The sequence below is a fragment of the Bradyrhizobium sp. WCU1 genome, from assembly GCF_053474805.1.
In genome coordinates, this window is the sequence record NZ_CM130280.1 from 4,841,000 (window position 1) to 4,859,710 (window position 18,711).

The window sequence follows — 18,711 nt, forward strand, 5'->3', positions numbered from 1 at the left end:
CAAGCAAAATGGTCTCGATTTCCCGACGAACGTTCGTCACGGCAAGCGTGGCTGCCCTCGCGGCGCCGGCTGGCGGTGCGCGGGCGCAGGAGGGCAGTCCCCGCGCCGGCGGGCGGCTATCCTTCGTGATCCAACCCGAACCGACCACGCTGGTGTGCTTCAACACGACGGAGGGGCCGGCTATCCAGGCCAGCACCAAGGTGGTCGAGGGGCTGCTGACCTACGACTTCGAGCTCAATCCCAGACCGCAACTCGCAACGGCCTGGAGCGTCAGCGAAGACGGGTTGCAATATCGTTTCGAGTTGCGGCGGAACGTTAAATGGCATGACGGCCAGCCGTTTACGGCCGCGGACGTCGTTTATTCCATCGGTCTTCTCAAATCCGCGCATCCACGTGGTCGTACGACCTTTGCCAACCTGCTCGAATCCGGTGCGGTCGACGAGCATACGGTCGTGCTTAAACTGTCGAAGCCAGCGCCGTATCTGCTCTACGCGCTGGCGGCGGGCGAGTCTCCGATCGTCCCGCGTCACATTTACGACGGCAAGGGCGATCCGCTGCAGAACCCGAACAATCGTGCGCCAGTTGGGACCGGGCCCTTCGTCTTCAAGGAATGGGTGCTCGGCAACTATGTCGGTTATGTCCGCAATCCGAACTACTGGGACAGCCCGAAGCCATATCTTGACGCCTTGCTGGTCCGCGTAATTCCTGACGGGGCTGCGCGCGCCGTCGCATTTGAAACCGGTGAGCTCGACCTCGGCGGATCGACGCCCGTTTCGCCGCTGGATCTCGAGCGCTTCCGCTCCCTTCCGCATCTGGGCCAGGAGACGCGTGGTTACGAATACTCTCCGACGCTGTACGGCCTGGAGTTCAATCTGGATCATCCGATCCTGAAGAGCCCGCAAGTTCGGAAGGCGATCGCGCATGCGGTCGACCCCGCCGTGGTGCTCAACGTGGCCTGGTACGGACTGGGAGAACGGACGGTCAGCATCGTCAGTCCGACCTTGAAGCGGTTCTACAACGACAAGGTCCCGACATACCCTTATGATCCGAAGGCAGCGGCCAGGCTCCTGGACGAAGCCGGCTTCCCCCTGAGAGGCCGTTGGCGGTTTGCGCTGACGCATGACTTCCAACCCTTTGGCGAGAACTTCAAGCGCAGCGGCGAAGCCCTGAAGAGCGCGTTGGCCGCCGTTGGCATCGACGTGACCGTTCGCGGGCAGGATTTTCCAAGCTATCTGAAGCGGGTCTATACCGACCGCGACTACGACTTCACCTTTCACCCCTTCACCAACATGTTCGATCCGACGGTCGGCCTGCAGCGGTTCTTCACCAGCGACAACTATCGGAAGGGTGTGGCCTTCACCAATGCGAGCCATTACTCCAATCCGGAGGTCGATCAGCTCTTTGCCCAGATTGCCGTCGAATCCGACACGACCAGGCGCAGGGCGCTGATTGATCGCTTTCAGGAGGTTGTCGCGGATGAGCTTCCGGTGCTCCCCTTGATGCTGAGCAAACCGGTGACTGTCTACAACCGGAAGGTCATCGGCCACACCGTCGATAGTGCCGGTGTTCAGGGCAATTTTGCGGGCGTTTGGCTGCGCGGTTAGGTCGGGCCCGATACTGCAATTATCTCGGCGTGATGGCATGCAACCCGCTGGCCGGAGCGCGCGCTGCGCAGCTCAGGAGACTGCTGTTTGCAGAGCTCCGTTGCTAGCGGACAGCGTGGTTGGAAGCGACAGCCCTTGGTCGCGTTGCGTGGGTCCGGCAGGTCGCCTGGCAGGGGTGCTGCGTAGCGCCGCCGGGCGGGGTCCGGGACAGCGTCGATCAGCGCGCGGGTGTAGGGATGCAGCGGGCTCTTCCAGATTTGCTCATGGCTGCCGGCTTCGACGATGCGCCCGAGATACATCACCAGCACCCGATCCGACAGATAACGCACCACCGAGAGGTCGTGGGATATGAAGAGCAGCGACAGCTTCAAGTCGCGCTTGATGTCGGCGAGCAGGTTGAGGATCTGGGCTTGCACGGATAGATCCAGCGCGGACACCGGCTCGTCGCAGATGATCAGGTCCGGTCCCAGGACCAGCGCTCGTGCGATTCCGATGCGCTGACGCTGGCCGCCCGAAAATTCATGCGGATAGCGTGCAATCGCGTCCTCCGGCAAGCCGACCTGGGACAGGATTGCACTGACCCGCTGGCGTCGGTCGGCGCGAGAGCCGACGCGATGGACGTCGAGCGGTGCGAGCAGGATATCGCCGATGGTCTGGCGTGGATTGAGCGAGGCGAACGGGTCCTGGAACACCATCTGCAGCCTGCGCCGGTAGGCCCGCAGTCGCTGCTGCGGCAGCGTGGTGAGATCCACGCCGTCGAACGCGATACGGCCGGCCGACGGTTCAACGAGCCGCAGGATCGTCTTGCCGAGGGTCGACTTTCCGCAGCCGGACTCTCCAACGAGACCGACAGTCTCGCCCGGCGCGATGTCGAGCGATACGCCATCCACCGCGTGGACCGGGGCGGTACCGACGCGATAGGTGGTCTTGAGATCAGTAACTGACAGCAGCGTCATGGGGCAGACCGCGAGATGGTTCGGTGAGATCGACGTGGCAGGCAACGCGCCGTCCAATTGCCGCGTCGCGTTCGTGCGGGACATTGGTCCGGCACAGCGCCAACCGGTGCGGACACCGCGGTGCAAAGGGACAACCTGCCTGGGTGGTGGCAGAAGCGATGTTGCCGGGGATTTCGGACAGCCTGGCGCTTCGGTAGTGCAGCTTCTCGTGCAATCGCGGGGATGCCGCGAGAAGGCCCTGCGTATAGGGATGCAGGGGACGCTCGAACAAGACGCCAGGCGGCGCTTCCTCGACCTTTCGCCCCGCGTACATGACGACGACACGGTCAGCCCATTGGCCCACCAGGCCGAGATCATGGGTGATCAGCAGGAGTGAAAGCGACAGTTCGCGACGCAGGCGGTCGAGCAGTTCCAGCACCTGAGCCTGGATGGTCACGTCGAGCGCAGTGGTCGGCTCGTCCGCAATCAGGATCTTCGGACGGCACGCCGCCGCGATCGCGATCATGACGCGCTGGCGCATGCCACCCGACAGTCGGTGCGGATGGTCGTCCAGGCACCGCTCAGGGTTGGGAATGCGCACCAGATCGAGCAGTTCAGCGGCTTCACGGCGCGCCTGCGCCTTTGAGAGGCCGCGATGCACTTGCAGAACCTCGGTGATCTGCCGGCCGATGGTCAGCACCGGGTTGAGCGACGTCATCGGTTCCTGGAAGATCATTGCGATATCGCGACCGCGCCGGCGGCGCATCTCGATCTCCGGGAGCACGAGCAACTCGTCATCCCGGAGGCGAACCCGACCAGAGACAATACGCGCGGTGCCGGGAAGCAGGCGCATCAGCGCCAACGCCGTCAGGGATTTTCCCGAGCCGGATTCGCCGACGATGGCAAGCGTTTCCGCTGGAGCGAGGCTGAAGCTGAGGTTTCGCACCGGCGTTGCGCTTGGAAAGGCGATGGTGAGATCGCGGACGTCGAGCAGGGGTGCCATCCTATCGCTCCCTGCTGAGACGTGGATTGAGCACATCCGTCAGTCCGTCGCCGATCAGGTTCAGTGAAAGCACAGTCAGAACGATAACCAGGCCAGGCAATGCGGTGAGATACCAGGCCGTTCTGATCAATTCGCGCCCGGAGCCGATCATGCTGCCCCAGCTCACGACATTCGGGTCCCCCAGTCCGAGGAATGACAGTGCGGCTTCCATCAGGATTGCGGTTGCGACCATCACCGATGTGGTGACGATAATGGCCGGGAGAGCATTCGGCAGGATCTCACGAATGACGATGCGGGTGTCGCTGAAGCCGAGCGAGCGCGCCGCCATGACGAATTCCTTCTCACGCAGCACCCGAAACTCGGCGCGGACCAGCCGTGCGATGGTTGGCCATGTGACGAGCCCGATAGCCCAGGTTACCGTTGCTATCGAGGGCTGCGCGATCGCGACGAGTACGACGAGCAGGATAAAGCTCGGAACGGTCTGGAACAGCTCGATGATCCGGACCAGGATGTCGTCGACGAGGCCGCCTCGATAACCGGCGACGGCGCCCACTGCGATGCCGATCGTAACACCAATCGTCGTGGCGACAAAGCCGATCAGGAGCGAAATTCGCGCGCCATGCATGAGGCCGGCGGCGACGTCGCGGCCCAGAGAGTCGGTTCCAAGAGGGTACCCAAGATCCTGTCCGGGCCACAACAGCGGTCGGGCCACCATCGAGAGGGGATCGCCGGGATAAAGAAGCGGCGCTAGCACAGCCGCGGCGATGATCACCAGCAACAGCGTAGCGCCGGCGACGAGAGACGGATTTCGCCTGATGCGACCGAACAATTGCGATCGCGATTGGCTCGCGTCGGTAGCGATCACATGCGTGTCCGGTGCGTGAACGTTCGGCCATTCCGAGCGCTCCGGCGCAGTTCGTGGCCGGTCATCAGCGGTCCGTTCGGTCGAATGTGTGGAGTCGAGGGCGGCGTCGGTCATGGTCAGCGGGTCTCGATGCGAGGGTCGAGCCAGGCCTGCACGAGATCAACCGTCATGTTGGCGATGATCACGAGCAGGGAGGAGAGCAGGAGGATCCCGAGGAGCACGCTGAAGTCGCGGCTCATCACGGCCTCGAAGGCGAGGCGGCCGAGGCCGGGCCAGCTGTACACGGTTTCGACCACCACTGCGCCGCCTAGCAGGCCACCGAAGTGCATGCCGGCGACCGTGGTCACCGGCAACAAGGCGTTGCGCAGTACATGGCGCACCGTGATCGTGAGTGGAGAGAGCCCTTTCGCAGCGGCCGTGCGCACATAGTCCTGAGCCTGAGCCTCCAGCATGGCGGCGCGGGCAAGTCGGGAATAGATTGCGATGTAGAACAGCGAGAGCGAGAGGGCGGGAAGAACCATGTAGCGGGCACGGTCGATCAGCAGATCGAAGCCGCTGAGGTTCGCGCCGATCGTGGCAGCGCCGCCGCTCGGCAACCAGCCCAGCTTGACGGAAAACAGCAGGATCAGCATCAGGCCGATCCAGAAGCCCGGTATCGAGTAGAGCAGCGTGACCACGATCGAGATCAGACGATCCGGCCATCGGCCGGCGAATGTCGCCATCACGATGCCAAGCGCGATGCCGCCGGCAAGGGCGATGACGAGCGCGGTTGCCATCAGGGCCACCGTGCCGGGCAGTCGCTGACCGATGATATCGGCGACCGGAAGATTGTAGCGCGGTGAGTAGCCAAGGCTCAAATGGGCGAGATTATCGAGGTAAGCTGCAAGCTGCAGCAGGATCGGCTGATCGAGGCCGAAACGGCTGCGCAGCGCCGCCACCGTTTCCATCGTCGCCGATCCGGACTCGCCGGCAAGGACGTCGGCGGCATCTCCCGGCGCGAGCTGCAGCAGAAAAAAATTGATGACGACGATTCCGATCACCGTCGGGATCGCCTGCCAGATCGTCCGGCGAAAAGTCTTTCCAATGCGCTGGATGCTCGACATGTTTCTTCTAACTTCCATGACGTGTCGAAAAGATGCATTTGCTCATGCTGTCATTCCTCGCACGGTCGGCACGCGGAGATACGCCACGACGAGAGAGGAGACGCCGTTGACAATGCCGATGCGCGTCGCCAACGTCGACGCATTCGCGTGCGATCGTATCGATGTTGCGGATGCTCCACGGACGGCACGTATCACCACGACGGACATGAATATGACCATAGTGCACAAGCCGGGCGACATCGTTGGCTGGCCAGTCTTTTCGAGCCCCAGCCAGTTTCCGGAAAGTCCTTTGTCGAAAGCGCTGCAACAGCCGCTGCTGCTTGGCTTGTTCCTGCCGATCCAGGCTGGTGGCTGGAGCGCGTCGACCCTGTCGCGCTCGACGACGTGGACGTTCGACTACAATCGCGATCTCACGCTCAGCGCCGAACAGTTCGGCTTCGATCTCGTGTTCGCGCTGTCGCAGTGGCTGCCGAAGGGCGGCTACGGCGGCGTCTTTACGGGCGAAGCGCTCGATTCGTTCATCACGACCGCTTCGCTTGCCGCTGTCACGTCGCGGATCATGCTGATCTCGACGATCCACGTGCTCTACGGGCCGATCCATCCCCTGCATCTCGCCAAATACGGTGCCACGCTGGATCATATTTCGGGAGGGCGCTGGGGGATCAATGTCGTGACCGGCCACCGCGCCATCGAGCATGAGGCATTCGGCTGGAACCAGATCGAGCATGACCGCCGCTACGAGCTGGCGGCCGAGTTCATCGAGGTGCTGCAGCGGCTGTGGGGCGACAAGGAGAACTTCTCCTTCAAAGGACAATCTCCCTGGCGCCTGAGCAATGCGTTCGTGACGCCCAAGCCGCGGTTCGGACGGCCTATCCTTGTCAACGCCACCGGATCGGACGCCGGCATCGCGTTCGCGGGCCGCTATTCCGACATCGTGTTCGTTACCAGCCCGGCGGGCTCGTCCTTTGCGAGTGCGATCGAAGCCCTGCCGGCGCATGTCCAGCGCGTGAAGCAGTCCGCTATCGACGTCGGACGTGAAGTGCGGACGCTGCTCAATCCGATGGTCGTCTGCCGGGAAACCGAGCGCGAGACCTGGCAGTATCACGACGCGATCGTCGATCACATCGATCCCGTCGCCAGCATGCAGAACTTTGCGAGCGATGCGCATGCCTGGAAGGGACGTGTCGGTGTCGATGCGCCGAAGCGTCGCGCCATCGGTGGCAATATCGAGGTGATCGGGACACCCGAGCAGGTGGTGGAGCAGTTCGTGCAACTCAAGAAGGCCGGGATCGACGGCCTTCAGCTCAGCTTCTTCGATTTCAAGCCTGATCTCGATTTCTTCGGCCGCCGCGTGCTGCCATTGATGGAGCAGGCCGGGCTGCGCCATGCCGTGCCGAAGCTCGAGATTGGTTGACCGGTTTTCCATGCGGGTCAGGCGGAGGCAGCTTTAGGCGTCCGCCCCGCTGCGGACGGCCGGAATCTGGCGGCAGGATGCGACGAGGGCAGGCGTGCCCGACCGGTTCCGAACACCTTTTCCCGCAACGTGCCCGGAGCGTATTCGGTCTTGTAGACGCCGCGGCGCTGCAATTCCGGCACGACGAGCTCGGCGAAATCCCGATACCCGCCCGGCGTCACGGCGTAGCTGAGGTTGAAGCCGTCGATATCGGTCTCGTTGACCCAGGCCTGCAGTTCGTCGGCGACCTCGGCGGGTGAGCCAACGATGACCGGACCGCGGCCGCCGATGCCGTTGTGTTCGATGATCTCGCGGATGGTCCAGGGGCGCTCGCTCCTGGAGAAGGAATCGATCATCGAAGTGACCGCGTTGTCCTTCTTCACGGTCGGAAACGGGTCGTCCAGGCTATAGCGGGACAGGTCGATCCCGGTCCAGCCCGACAGCAATGCGAGCGAGCCCTTGGGGTCAATATAGCGCTGATAGTCGCGGTATTTGGCTTCGGCGGCGACACGGGTCTCGGCGACAATCACGGTCGTCAGCGCATAGAAGCGGATGTCGTGCTCGTCGCGGCCGAATGCCCGCGCGCGTGCCCGCGTCTCGGCGACATTGGCCGATGTGCGCGCCTTGGAGTGCTCCCCAAGGAAAACCGCTTCGGCATGCCGGGCGGCGAAATCCTTGCCGCGATTGGAGGCGCCTGCCTGGAACAGGAATGGCGTCCGTTGCGGAGAGGGGTGGGCGAGATGGATGGCGTCGACCTTGAAATGCGCACCGTGGTGATGAACTTTGCGGATGTGGTGCGGATCCGCGATCACGCCCTTGATGGGGTCGACGACAATGGCCTCGTCGTCCCAGCTGCCTTCCCAAAGTGCATAGACCGCATCGAGGAATTCGTCGGCAAGATCGTAGCGGGGGTCGTGCGGCATGATGTTGTCGCGACCGACCGCACGTGACGCCGCGTTGGAGTAGCCGGTCACGATGTTCCAGGCGACGCGCCCCTTGGTCAGATGATCGAGGGTCGAGAAGCGGCGGGCGAGCGTGAAGGGCGGCTCATACGATACGGGGGCCGTGACGCCGATGCCGAGATGCTCGGTGACATGCGCCATGGCCGAGACCAACAGCATCGGATCGAGCTTCGGAATCTGTGCCCCGCTGCTCAGCGCCGCGTCGGCCGTTCCGGCATAAACGTCGTGAATACCGATGCCGTCGGCGATGAAGATCGAGTCGAACTTGCCGGCCTCGAGAATGCGCGCCACGTCCGTCCAGTAATCAAGCGTATCGAAGTCCAGCGAGCGGTCCTCCGGATGGCGCCATAGCCCCGGAGAAAGGTGAACCGGGCTGAAGATGGCGAAGCCGTTGACCTGGATTTGCTTGGGCACGAGGGGCTTTCTCAGCTACTGGAATGCGGACGGCTCGGGATGGACGCCAGTCAGAAACCAGTTCCCGACATTGCGGGTCTTGTATTCGGCGGGATTGTGCAGCGTGTGGATGCGTACATTGCGCCAGAAGCGGTCATAGCCATTGGCAATGGTGGCGGAGCGTGCACCCATCACCTCGAAGATGCGGCTGGTGACATCAAGCGCGACCTCGCCGGCATGAGCATTGGCGCCGGCAATCACGACCGCGGCCTCGCCGCGCTCCTGGGGCGTCAGATCGCGGCCGCGCGACCAGACCCGATCGAGCGTCGCGGCCGCCTCATCCGCGAGCAGCGTAGCCGCTTTCACCCGCGTATAAAGCTCGCCATAGACCCTTCTGACCCAGGGATCATCGGTGTGCTTTTCAACGCCCGAATGAAGCCAGGGGCGGGACGTTTCCCGCGTATAGTCGCGCGCAGTGATCAGGGCGCCCTGCGCACTGCCGATGAAGACGTTCAGCAGGGTGCTCTGCTGCAGGAAGGGCGTTACGGTCTGATAGGGACGCCCGCCGTCAGGCTTGTGGTCGAATACCTCGTTTCGATGAATCCGGACCCCGGTGTAGGTGACGCGCCCGCTTCCGGTTTGGCGCTGGCCGAAGCCGTCCCAATCGTTCTCGATCCGGATACCGTCCCGGTTTGCCGGAATGGCCGCGAAGCTCCGTGCATTGGTATCGCGGTCTTCCCAGGCGACCTGCAGGTAGTCCGCGATATGCGATCCTGACGTGAACGGGCGAAACCCGTCCAATACAAACCCATCGGCATCTCGGCGACCGAACAGGCTCTTCGAGAAGCTGTTTGCGGTATTGCCCCAGAACCAGTTGCCGGCAGCAGACCGCCGGAAGATATCAGCAGCTTGCTCGGCCGTGCCGCGCAGATGGGCAGCGTGCTGGGAGCCGAAGTGGTAGCCGTAGAGGTGTCCCAGGGCACCGTCCACCTTGGCAAACTCACGGGCGATCTTCAGCGCGGTCGACCAGCGTTCGCCGGCACCGCCGAATTCCGTCGGTATCAACAGGTTGAGAAGGCCGCTCTCCTTCAGCAAGGCCAACTGCTCGAGCGGTTTGCCGCCGGCACGGTCGCGCTCGGCGGCGTCGCGCGCGAAGATCTCGCGCAACCGCACGGCCTTGGCAAAATGGGGATTTGATGTATCGAGATCGAAACTCATGAGGATATCCCGTGCGAGATCAGCTTTGCAGCCAGACGTCGGCAAAGTTGGCGGACGGCCCGTCGATCGTCGTGGTGTGATCGCGGACCTTGCGGTTGACGATGGTCAGGTTTGGTCCCGTCACCAGATTGATGTCGGGCAGGTCGGTCGCGACGATGACCTGGAAGGCATAGAACAGCTCACGGCGCTTTGCCGGATCGCTTTCGACGGCGGCCGCCTCCAGCAGCCGGTCGACCTCAGGGTTGCTGTAGCCCGATCCGTTTGAGAAGGGCACGCCGGGCTTGAAGTTCTTCGACCAGTACAGCCGCTGCACGCCGACCGTCGGATCGAACGAATGGCTCATGCCGTTGCTCATGAAGTCGAAGTCGCGGTTTGTGTAGGTCCGCTTGAACCAGGTCGGAACGTCTTGCGCGCGCAGCGTCACGCCGATGCCGATCGTGGAAAGCGCCTGGCGCGTGTAGGCGCCAAGTTGCTGATAGGTCTCGCCATACGGCATGTAGTCGTGGAAAACCTTGAAGCGCGTACCGTCCGGCCCGCGCGGCAAGCCTGCGGCATCGAGCAACGCTTCGGCCTTCTTCGGCGCGAATTCGTAGCGCGGAATCCCGGGATTGTGGAATTGCTTCAGCGCCGGGCTGATCGCGGCTGGTGCGCTCTGTGTCCATCCGTAGAAAACGATGCGGTTGATCGCGTCGCGGTCCACCGCGTGCGCGACGGCACGCCGGACCTCCGGCTTGGCGAAGTAGGGGTTGGCGAGGTTGAACTCGAGCCGGTACACGATGGGCTGATAGTCATAGCCGTGTGTTTCGATCAGGAGGTTTGGGTTGGCCTTGAGCGTCTCGATCTGCCCGAGCGGCACCGGCGTATCAGGCGCGTAGTGGATCTCTCCGGTCTCGAGCGCAACCGCGCGGGCGTTGGCGTCGGCGATGAAGCGGATGACGATGCGGTCGAGATAGGGTTTGCCCGGATCCCAGTAGTTGGGATTGCGCTCCAGCACGATGTGGCTGCCCTGTTTCCATTCCTTGAAAACGAAGGGACCAGTTCCAATCGGCGCGCGTCCGTTGGGATTGGCCAGGGGATCGGTCCCCTCATAGATGTGTCGCGGCACGATCGGCGATTCTGAGGCCGTGAGGGCGGCGAGCAGGTATGGTGCGGGCTTGTCGAGCACGATTTCCGCAACGTGCGGATCGGGCGTGCGCACCTCGCGAACCGAGGCGAGCGTGCCGCGGCCGCGCGGATGATGCTGCTTGAGAAGCTCGATGGAGTGCGCGACGTCTGCCGACGTGAAGTCGCGGCCGTCATGCCACTTTACTCCGCGCCGGAGCTCGAACCGATAGCTGAGCCCGTCTTCGCTCTTCTGCCAGCTGGTCGCAAGCTGGGGACGGGGATTGAAGTCCAGATCGAAGGTGACGAGCCCCTCGGTCACCTTTCCGCTCACGCGGGTGGTCGGGCCCGCGGTGTGCGTCAGGCTGACGAGGATGGGAGGTTCGGGCTGAATCACCACGTTCAGCGTTCCGCCATGCTTTCCTTCATCAGCGGCGCGCACTGGCCCCGCCACTGAGCTGCTCACAAGAGCGCCAGAGCTCCACAGCAGAGCTTTTGTAATTTGCCGGCGCGTAAGCCAGTTCATTGCCGATCGCACGTCAGTTGTGAACACCGCGTCGCAATAATTCACCTCGAGGTCAGACAATCAATCCTGCGGAGCGCTTCTGCGCATAATGAAAATTTTGCTGCTGCATGCGTGGCACGTCGCGCTCATGAACGCGCGCCGGTGCTGTGAACAACAAAAGCAAATTCTCTGCGAAACGTGATCAAGATTGAGGCGGTACGACTTGCGCGGCGGATCCGGCGAGATGCTCTCTCCGTGCGTCGCGGCTTGACGCGGAGGCGCGATGTCGCTGGATCGACGGACCTTTAATCGCGGGCTTCTGGCCTCCGGCGCCGCCGGCCTGCTCGGTCCATCACGAGCGATGGCTGCCGAGGCGAAACCCGTGCCCGGCGGCACCTTGAATTGGGTGTACTACCCCGACCCTTCCGCGATCATCGCGATCAACACGTCGTCGGGAACCGGGCAGACGATCGGCACCAAGATCAACGAAGGGCTCCTTGCGTACGACTACGATCTCAATCCGAGGCCGGTGCTGGCGACGGCCTGGACCATCAGCGACGATGGCAGGCGCTACACGTTCCGGCTGAGACCGAACGTGAAATGGTCTGATGGAAGGGAGTTCACGTCGGCCGACGTCGCATTTTCCATCGAGCGGCTGAAGGTCGCTCATCCGCGCGGACGCATCACGTTCGCGAATGTCGAGGCGGTCGAAACGCCGGACCGTCTGACGGCCGTGATCGTGCTGTCAAAACCGGCCCCCTTCCTGATTTCAGCACTGGCCGGTGCCGAATCTCCGATCGTGCCCAAGCACATCTACGAGGCTCTCAAGCCCGAGGAGCAGCCCCGGCTCGAGCAGACGATCGGGACCGGTCCGTTCCTTCTCAGGGAATGGGTTCCCGGCAGTCATCTTCTGTTCGTTCGTAATCCGAACTATTGGGATGCCCCGAAGCCTTATGTCGACCGTCTGGTGCTGAAGGTCGTGCTGGATCCGGCCGCGCGTGCCGCGGCGCTTGAGGCGGGAGAGGTCGATATCGGGGCGACGCCGGTGCCATATGGCGATATCGAGCGTTTCAAGCTCGACAAGCGGTTCGTGGTCGATACCACGACCTACGCCTATTCGGGCCCACAGCAGCAGCTGTTCTTCAATTTCGATACGCAGATCCTGCAGGATCGCCGAGTCCGCAAGGCGATCGCCCATGCAATTGATCACCGGGCTTTGGTCAACGTCGTGTTCTTCGGCTACGGCCTGATCTCTCCGTCGCCGGTCAGCACGGCCCTGCCCAAGTTCTACGATCCGAAGATCCAGGCGTGGTCGTTTGATCCGAAGGCGGGAGATCAATTGCTGGATGAGGCCGGCCTCAAGCGAGGCGCGGGCGGCATCAGGGCTAAGCTCAGGCTCACGCAAAATCCATTCCTGCCCGCGAGCTTCGCCGACTTCCTGCGCAATTCCCTGCGCCGAATTGGCCTGGACATCGAGATTCTGCGGTACGATCTCGCAACCTACCTGAATGTCGTCTATCGGGATCGGGCATTTGACCTGACGATCGAAAGCCTCTCCAACACGTTCGATCCGACGCTCGGCGTGCAACGCGCTTACTGGTCGAAGAATTTCCGCATCGGCCTGCCGTTCTCGAACGCGGCGCATTACAGCAATCCCGAGGTCGACCAGCTTCTGGAGGCGGCTGCGATCGAGCCGGATGCCGAGAAGCGGCGCGCGATCTGGTCCAAGTTCCAATCGATCGTCCACGAGGAGGTGGCCTCCGTCGACATCGTCGCGGCGGGCGGCGTGATCATTGCCAACAGGAAGGTTCGAAACTTCGCTCCCGGCGCCGAGGGATTGAACGGCAGCTTCGCCGATCTCTGGATCGACCCGTCCGTATAGGCCGTGACATCACATTCTTTTCCTTTCGCCTGCCTGCGCAGAAGAAAAATAGCGCATTGCGCGTCAAGAATAAAAATCTGTGAGATTGCGCAGGGCGATCATGGATCGTCATACTCTGACGATGAGGCCGGGCGGGTGATGGTGCGGCGAGGAACGTGTTGATGATCGCAAAACGCAAACTCTTCAGTCTCCTGCTTGCAGGGATCGGTCTACTGTTCGGTTCGAGCTCGGGGCTTGCCGCCGAACCGCTCACGGTGCGGATCGGATTTGCTTCCGTCGGTGCCGACAATCGCCAGTTCTCCGGCGGCTCGTCCGCGGCGGTTGCCCATTCCGAGCATTATCTCGATCAGGCGTTGCATGACCGGCCGGACGTGAAGGTCGAATGGTATTTCTTCAAGGGAGCGGGCCCCGCCGTCAATGAGGCTTTCGCCAACAACCAGCTCGACTTCGCAATCCAGGGTGATCTGCCCGAGATCATCGGCCGTGCAAATGGTCTAAAGACCAGGATATTGCTCGCATCCGGTGCCCATGCGCCGATCTATCTTGCGGTTCCATTCGGCTCGGCGATCCGCAAGGTCGCCGATCTCCGTGGCCGCAAGGTCTCTATTTTCCGCGGAACCAACAATCATCTCGCCGCCGTCAAGGTGTTGGCCGGGAACGGTCTCCAGGAGCGGGACGTTCAGATCATCAATATGGATACGGCGACCACGAATGCGGCGCTGACTTCAAAGGATATCGACGCTGCGTTCGGCAACTTCCCGCTGGCCAGCCTCGCCGAGAAGAATATCGCGGAGATCATCTACACCACCAAAGGCGACAATCCGGCCTATGAACGGCATTCGACGCTGATCGGGCAGGACGCTTTCATCAAGGCGCATCCCGACATCACGCAGAAGATCGTCTCGGCGATCGTCCGTGCTGCGCGCTGGGCGTCGGACGAAGCCAACCGGGAGGCGTTCTTTGAGATATCGGCCCGAACAGGCTTCCCGGCGTCAGGATATCGCTTTGACTTCTCCAACCAGGAGCTGAAATATCGCAACACCCCGATCATCGATGCATCGATCATCGAGAGCTATCGCGTGCAGGCCAGGCAGGCGAGGGAGTTCGGTCTGCTTCGCCGCGACGTCGACCTCAATGGCTGGTTCGACCGCTCATTCCTGGATATTGCGCTCAAGGAGCAGGGTCTTGTCGGCTACTGGCAGGAATATGATGCGAGCGGAAGGCCGCAGGCGGCGGGACAATGAACGTCGCCGTGCAACTGCGGACAACGGCATTCCCTGACCAGGGACAGGGGCGGCTGGAGGTGCGCAACGTCTCCAAGTCGTTTGTCGTGAATGGCGCGCCCGTTGAGGCGCTGCGGGACGTGTCGCTCGACGTGGCAGCCGGCGAGTTCGTCGTTCTGCTGGGGCCGAGCGGCTGCGGGAAGTCGACGCTGTTGCGGCTGATCGCCGGGCTCGAGCCGGAATTTCGTGGCAGCATCAACCAGGATGGCAATGCGATCGCGGGGACGAGCCTGGATCGCGGCATCGTCTTCCAGGAGCCGCGACTGTTCCCCTGGGCGACGGTTTCCCAGAACATCGCCCTCGGTCTCAAGAATGCGCCGCTCAGCGAGCGGGCCAAACGGGAGGCCGTTGCCGCGCATATCACGTTGGTCGGACTTGATGGATTCGCGCAAGCATATCCGCACCAGCTCTCCGGTGGCATGGCCCAGCGTGCGGCGATTGCGCGGGGCCTCGTCAATCGCCCCCGGCTGCTGCTGCTGGACGAGCCCTTTGGTGCGCTCGACGCGCTGACGCGGGCACGGCTCCAGGTCGAGCTACAGCGAATCTGGGCGCACGAGAGGATCACGATGGTCCTGGTCACCCATGATGTCGACGAGGCGGTACTGCTCGGCGACCGAGTCATCGTGCTCGCGCCCCGGCCCGGTCGTGTGTCGCGGATTTTCGCGATTTCCATGCCGAGGCCGAGGTCGCGAACCGATGATGATCTGGTCCGAATTCGAAATGATGTATTGCGCGCGCTCGGCGATGGTGAAGAGGACGGCGCCCGGGGCGCGCCGATCGGCGACCCGGCATGAGTGATGCAGCTCTTCGCACGACACTTGAGCCTCGCACCACCGCGGCGGCGGGTTTTCGACGTATCTCCGGTCGCGTCAGTGAAGTGGTGCCTCGTCAGCTCGTGAAGCTTGGCTGGTTGCTCATCCTGCCGGCCATCACCCTCCCGATCTGGATCGTCGGCACCGACCGTGGCTGGCTTCCGGAGCAGATCCTGCCGCGCCCCGGCGATGTGTTGCACACGTTGCGGGACATGATCGCAAGCGGCGAGCTTGCCCAGCATGCGGGCTACAGTTTACGGCGCGTCGCGTTGGGCTTCGCGATCGGTGCGGCTGCTGGCCTGGTCGTCGGCTCCGCCATGGGGCTGTCGCGGCGCGTAGACGATTATGTCCGTCCGCTGTTCACGGCGATCGCCCAAGTGCCGGCGCTGGCCTGGATTCCACTCGCGATGCTGCTGCTCGGCATCGGGGAGGGGCTCAAGATCGTCGTGATCGCGAAGGCGGCATTTGTGCCAGTGGTCATGAACACCAGCGCGGGCATTGCGAACGTGCCTAGGGCGTTCGTCGAGGTGGGAGAAACATTCCGCTTCACGCCCCTGCAGATGCTGCGCCATGTCGTCCTCCCGGGAGCGATACCGCCGATCTTCACGGGCCTGCGCTACGGGTTGACCCACGCCTGGATTGCGCTGGTCAGCGTCGAGCTGCTGGCCTCGTCGGAGGGACTCGGCTACCTCCTGGTCTGGGGCCGTCAGATGTTCTGGCTCGATACCGTGCTGGTCGCCATGATCGTGATCGGCGTGATCGGCTTTGTGAGCGACAAGATCCTCGCCGTGATCGAAACCGGCCTGCAACGCTGGCGGATTGACGGTGTCCAGTAGCGCCGCTCTCGGATCACTCGGTCGCGGGCTGGTCTTGCCGATCGGCCTGCTGCTCACCTGGGAGGTCGCCAGCCATTCGGGCCTGGTCAACCGCCAGTTCCTGCCGCCGCTCGAGCATGTGGGCGCCACCGCGTGGCAGGAGTTGGCGAGCGGTGAGCTCCTTGAAGCGCTTGCCGCCAGCCTGCGCCGTGATCTCCTCGGATTTGTGTTCGGCTCCGGCGCCGGGGTGTTGATCGGGCTGTTGCTCGGCCTCTCCACAATCGCGGACCGCGTCGTCATGACCTGGTTCAATGGGCTGAAGCAGATCGCGCTCCTGGCATGGATTCCCCTGATCTCGCTCTGGTTCGGGTTCGATGAGATGGCCAAGATCGTCTTCATCGGGCTCGCGGCGGCGATCCCCGTCATTCTCAACCTGGTCGAGGGTATTCACGCAACATCCCGCAAGCTCGTCGAAGTGGGTGAGGTGTTTCGCTTCAACCGCGTGCAATTCATCCTTTATGTCTATCTTCCAGCGGCGATGCCGTCGCTGCTGACCGGGCTGCATCTTGCGTTGATCTATGCATGGCTCGCGACCATCGGTGCCGAATACTTCATGGCTGCCGGCCCTGGCATCGGCGGCCTCATTATTGCCGGCCGCGAACGCTTCGACATGGATCTCGTGATGCTCGGAATTCTCGTCGTCGGCTCGGTTGGTTTTCTGGTCGATCGTGGCGCGAGTTGGCTGGAGCGGCGGTTGATACCTTGGCGAGCTGCGTCGGCGCGAGCCTGAGCTACGATCATCAAGTCCAAAGGAACCCGGCCAAGCTCACCAACGTGTCCTCGAGAAGTACGCATTCGGCGCTCTTGTCGAAAGCTGAGGAGTTTTCATGTGTCGGCTCTTCGTCCTCGTCGGCGCGTACTCGCCCGGTAGCGCCAGGTAACTGTGGTCAAAAATCCTGGGAACTGCCGAGAAAATTATACACGTGTCGATGCCCGGTCCATGGCAACGCAACCCAACTTTATTGCGCACTTTGGAATAGGCTGAACTGCAATCTTTGGGTCGAGTTTAAATGGCGGCTCACGTATCGCCGTTGGTTCCGCGCCTCCTTCCTGAACTCGAGCGTACCCTTCGGCCCCGGTCCCCAGACTGGGGCCGTACCTTTTGTGGCTAACGAGAGTTGTTGCCGCGAGCTGAAAGCCGGCAAGACGGCAACGCTTTTTTTCTGATCACCGATGCCGGATCGGCGCGGGTTTTGATGTTTGAAAATCCGGTAGATATCAACGTGGCGCCGCTGCCATTCCAAAATTCGGCTGCAAGGGGCAACATTTCGCCTGCTGTACCGAGTGATCGCAGGCAAATCCTGCAGAGAGCTCGCGCGGACAGTCGCTTCATCGCGGCAAGGAGGCCAAAGTCGGGAATCCTGTTTCCTGGTTCGCGGCTTGAGCAGGCGATGTATTCTCGCGAGCAACGCGCGACTAAGGAATGCCGGCTCTGCAATGCAACGCCACTTTGATCGTTCGATCATTCGGTAAATCATTCCGTTGACCCGATCCGAAGCGGGCGACAAGGTCGCTGTCCGTCTTCGGATGCGCGCAGTCATGCTTTCCGCGCCCCTGGAATCCCCCGTCCTGCTTGGCCGAAATGGAAATTCGATGTCGTCGCTTGAGCTTGAACACGTTCGGAGTGATCGGGTCACGAGCGGGATTTCGGCAATTCGCCCACCCGGTGACCGGCCTCACCCCGTCGTCAACGAGCCGGACACCGTGTCCTGGTTCGAGCGTCACGATGGGCCCACCTTCCTTGTGGCCGGAGGCGTTTACGGCAGCTGGCTGCTCCTACTTCTGCTGCACCGCCAGGTCCCCTGGTACGTCATGGCGCCGGTCGCCGGTTATGTCATTCAATGGCATTTCTCATTGCAGCACGAAGCGATCCACGGCATGCGGGGCGTGCCGAAATGGCTCCGCCGAGCACTGGTCTGGCCCCCGATCGGGATCTGGTTTCCGTTCGAGTTATATCGGCGTCTGCACTCGCAGCACCATCGCAACGGCTATCTCACCTATCCTGGTGAGGACACCGAATCGTACTATCACGATGCGGAGGATTGGGAAGACTTCGGCGATCTCTCCCGGTGGCTGCTGACGATCAACCAGACCTTCCTCGGCCGGATCTGCATCGGTCCGATCTTGTGCACGCCAAGGCTTTTCATCAAGGAGATGGCGAGGCTGGTCGCCGGCGAGACCGCCAACGCCGGCATCTGGTGCCGGCATCTGATCGGCGTCGTGCTCGTGCTGCTGGTGGTCGAAGCCTTCGGCGTGAGCGTTCTGCAGTATCTGGCGGTGTTTGTTTATCCCGGCCTGATGTTCGGCATGATGCGCGGCTTTGTCGAGCATCGGTGGGGTGAGCGGCCCGAGGAGCGAACCGCGGTCGTCGAGTCGAATTGGATTTTCGGCATGCTGTTTCTGTGGAACAACCTCCACGCCGTCCACCATACTTTTCCGACACTCCAGTGGTGGAAGGTGCCCCGGGTGTGGCGGCAGCATCGCGAATACATCAAGGCACGTAACGGAGGATTCGTATTCCGGGGTTACGGCGAGATCGCGCGGCGCTGGCTGGTCAAGCCCGTATTCGTTCCGGTTCACCCGCATCGCTTCGCGCCAGGCTCGGTTCGTCACCCCGACGCATCGATGCGCCAGCCCCCCGCAACGTTTTGAGGTCCACCGGTATGCGCGGCCGCACTGAACCGGAGACACTGAGCTGGGCTGGTCGCGTCCTGAAT

16 protein-coding genes are annotated in these 18,711 nt (G+C 62.5%); 9 read left to right on the top strand and 7 right to left on the bottom strand.

What is annotated here, in order from left to right; all coding sequences use genetic code 11:
* The first annotated feature begins 8 nt into the window (after positions 1–8).
* Positions 9–1,604, top strand: a complete 1,596-nt coding sequence (locus ACTUWL_RS22435) for an ABC transporter substrate-binding protein (RefSeq protein WP_021077054.1) — start codon at positions 9–11, stop codon at positions 1,602–1,604.
* On the opposite strand, the gene ACTUWL_RS22440 is transcribed toward ACTUWL_RS22435, so the two are convergent.
* The 4 genes from ACTUWL_RS22440 to ACTUWL_RS22455 are packed head-to-tail and all read right to left on the bottom strand — an operon-like array spanning position 1,601 to position 5,510.
* Complete coding sequence (locus tag ACTUWL_RS22440) at positions 1,601–2,560, bottom strand: ABC transporter ATP-binding protein (RefSeq protein ID WP_021077055.1); 960 nt, start codon at positions 2,558–2,560, stop codon at positions 1,601–1,603. The genes ACTUWL_RS22435 and ACTUWL_RS22440 overlap by 4 nt on opposite strands.
* On the bottom strand, positions 2,538–3,542 hold the full coding sequence (locus tag ACTUWL_RS22445) for an ABC transporter ATP-binding protein (protein WP_021077056.1): 1,005 nt from the start codon (positions 3,540–3,542) through the stop codon (positions 2,538–2,540). Before ACTUWL_RS22445 ends, ACTUWL_RS22440 begins: the two co-directional genes overlap by 23 nt.
* Before the next feature lies 1 nt (position 3,543).
* Positions 3,544–4,521 (bottom strand): ABC transporter permease, encoded by a 978-nt coding sequence (locus ACTUWL_RS22450; protein ID WP_021077057.1) that lies wholly within the window; start codon positions 4,519–4,521, stop codon positions 3,544–3,546.
* A gap of 2 nt (positions 4,522–4,523) precedes the next feature.
* Positions 4,524–5,510: an ABC transporter permease gene (locus ACTUWL_RS22455; protein ID WP_021077058.1), complete on the bottom strand. Its 987-nt coding sequence runs from the start codon at positions 5,508–5,510 to the stop codon at positions 4,524–4,526.
* 211 nt (positions 5,511–5,721) lie between these two features.
* Here ACTUWL_RS22455 and ACTUWL_RS22460 point away from each other — a divergent pair, with 211 nt between their 5' ends.
* On the top strand, positions 5,722–6,924 hold the full coding sequence (locus tag ACTUWL_RS22460) for an LLM class flavin-dependent oxidoreductase (protein ID WP_106940098.1): 1,203 nt from the start codon (positions 5,722–5,724) through the stop codon (positions 6,922–6,924).
* Between the two features lie 17 nt (positions 6,925–6,941).
* Here the strand turns inward: ACTUWL_RS22460 and ACTUWL_RS22465 are convergent, their stop codons facing one another.
* From ACTUWL_RS22465 to ACTUWL_RS22475, 3 genes are read right to left on the bottom strand one after another with little or no spacing between them, the layout of a single operon-like run.
* Positions 6,942–8,339: an LLM class flavin-dependent oxidoreductase gene (locus ACTUWL_RS22465; RefSeq protein WP_021077060.1), complete on the bottom strand. Its 1,398-nt coding sequence runs from the start codon at positions 8,337–8,339 to the stop codon at positions 6,942–6,944.
* A 15-nt stretch (positions 8,340–8,354) separates the two neighbouring features.
* Complete coding sequence (locus ACTUWL_RS22470) at positions 8,355–9,536, bottom strand: acyl-CoA dehydrogenase family protein (RefSeq protein ID WP_021077061.1); 1,182 nt, start codon at positions 9,534–9,536, stop codon at positions 8,355–8,357.
* Between the two features lie 19 nt (positions 9,537–9,555).
* The gene (locus tag ACTUWL_RS22475; protein WP_035650161.1) at positions 9,556–11,163 is read right to left on the bottom strand and encodes an ABC transporter substrate-binding protein; all 1,608 of its coding nucleotides are present in this window, start codon (positions 11,161–11,163) and stop codon (positions 9,556–9,558) included.
* 262 nt (positions 11,164–11,425) lie between these two features.
* Between ACTUWL_RS22475 and ACTUWL_RS22480 the strand changes: the two genes are divergently transcribed.
* The 7 genes from ACTUWL_RS22480 (at position 11,426) to ACTUWL_RS22510 (ending at position 18,646) form a co-directional block, all read left to right on the top strand.
* A complete protein-coding gene (locus ACTUWL_RS22480) occupies positions 11,426–13,024 on the top strand; it encodes an ABC transporter substrate-binding protein (protein WP_021077063.1) in 1,599 nt (532 codons plus the stop codon).
* Positions 13,025–13,185: 161 nt separating this feature from the next.
* On the top strand, positions 13,186–14,268 hold the full coding sequence (locus tag ACTUWL_RS22485; protein ID WP_021077064.1) for an ABC transporter substrate-binding protein: 1,083 nt from the start codon (positions 13,186–13,188) through the stop codon (positions 14,266–14,268).
* Positions 14,265–15,101: an ABC transporter ATP-binding protein gene (locus ACTUWL_RS22490; protein WP_021077065.1), complete on the top strand. Its 837-nt coding sequence runs from the start codon at positions 14,265–14,267 to the stop codon at positions 15,099–15,101. The genes ACTUWL_RS22485 and ACTUWL_RS22490 overlap by 4 nt, the downstream gene beginning before the upstream one ends.
* Positions 15,098–15,955, top strand: a complete 858-nt coding sequence (locus ACTUWL_RS22495; RefSeq protein ID WP_021077066.1) for an ABC transporter permease — start codon at positions 15,098–15,100, stop codon at positions 15,953–15,955. Before ACTUWL_RS22490 ends, ACTUWL_RS22495 begins: the two co-directional genes overlap by 4 nt.
* 34 nt (positions 15,956–15,989) lie before the next feature.
* Entirely contained in the window at positions 15,990–16,724 is a 735-nt protein-coding gene (locus tag ACTUWL_RS22500; protein WP_307756217.1) for an ABC transporter permease, read from the top strand.
* 391 nt (positions 16,725–17,115) lie between these two features.
* Positions 17,116–17,448, top strand: a complete 333-nt coding sequence (locus tag ACTUWL_RS22505; RefSeq protein ID WP_146160330.1) for a hypothetical protein — start codon at positions 17,116–17,118, stop codon at positions 17,446–17,448.
* Between the two features lie 139 nt (positions 17,449–17,587).
* Positions 17,588–18,646, top strand: coding sequence for a fatty acid desaturase (locus tag ACTUWL_RS22510; RefSeq protein WP_106940080.1), 1,059 nt, complete (start codon positions 17,588–17,590; stop codon positions 18,644–18,646).
* Positions 18,647–18,711: the final 65 nt, after the last annotated feature.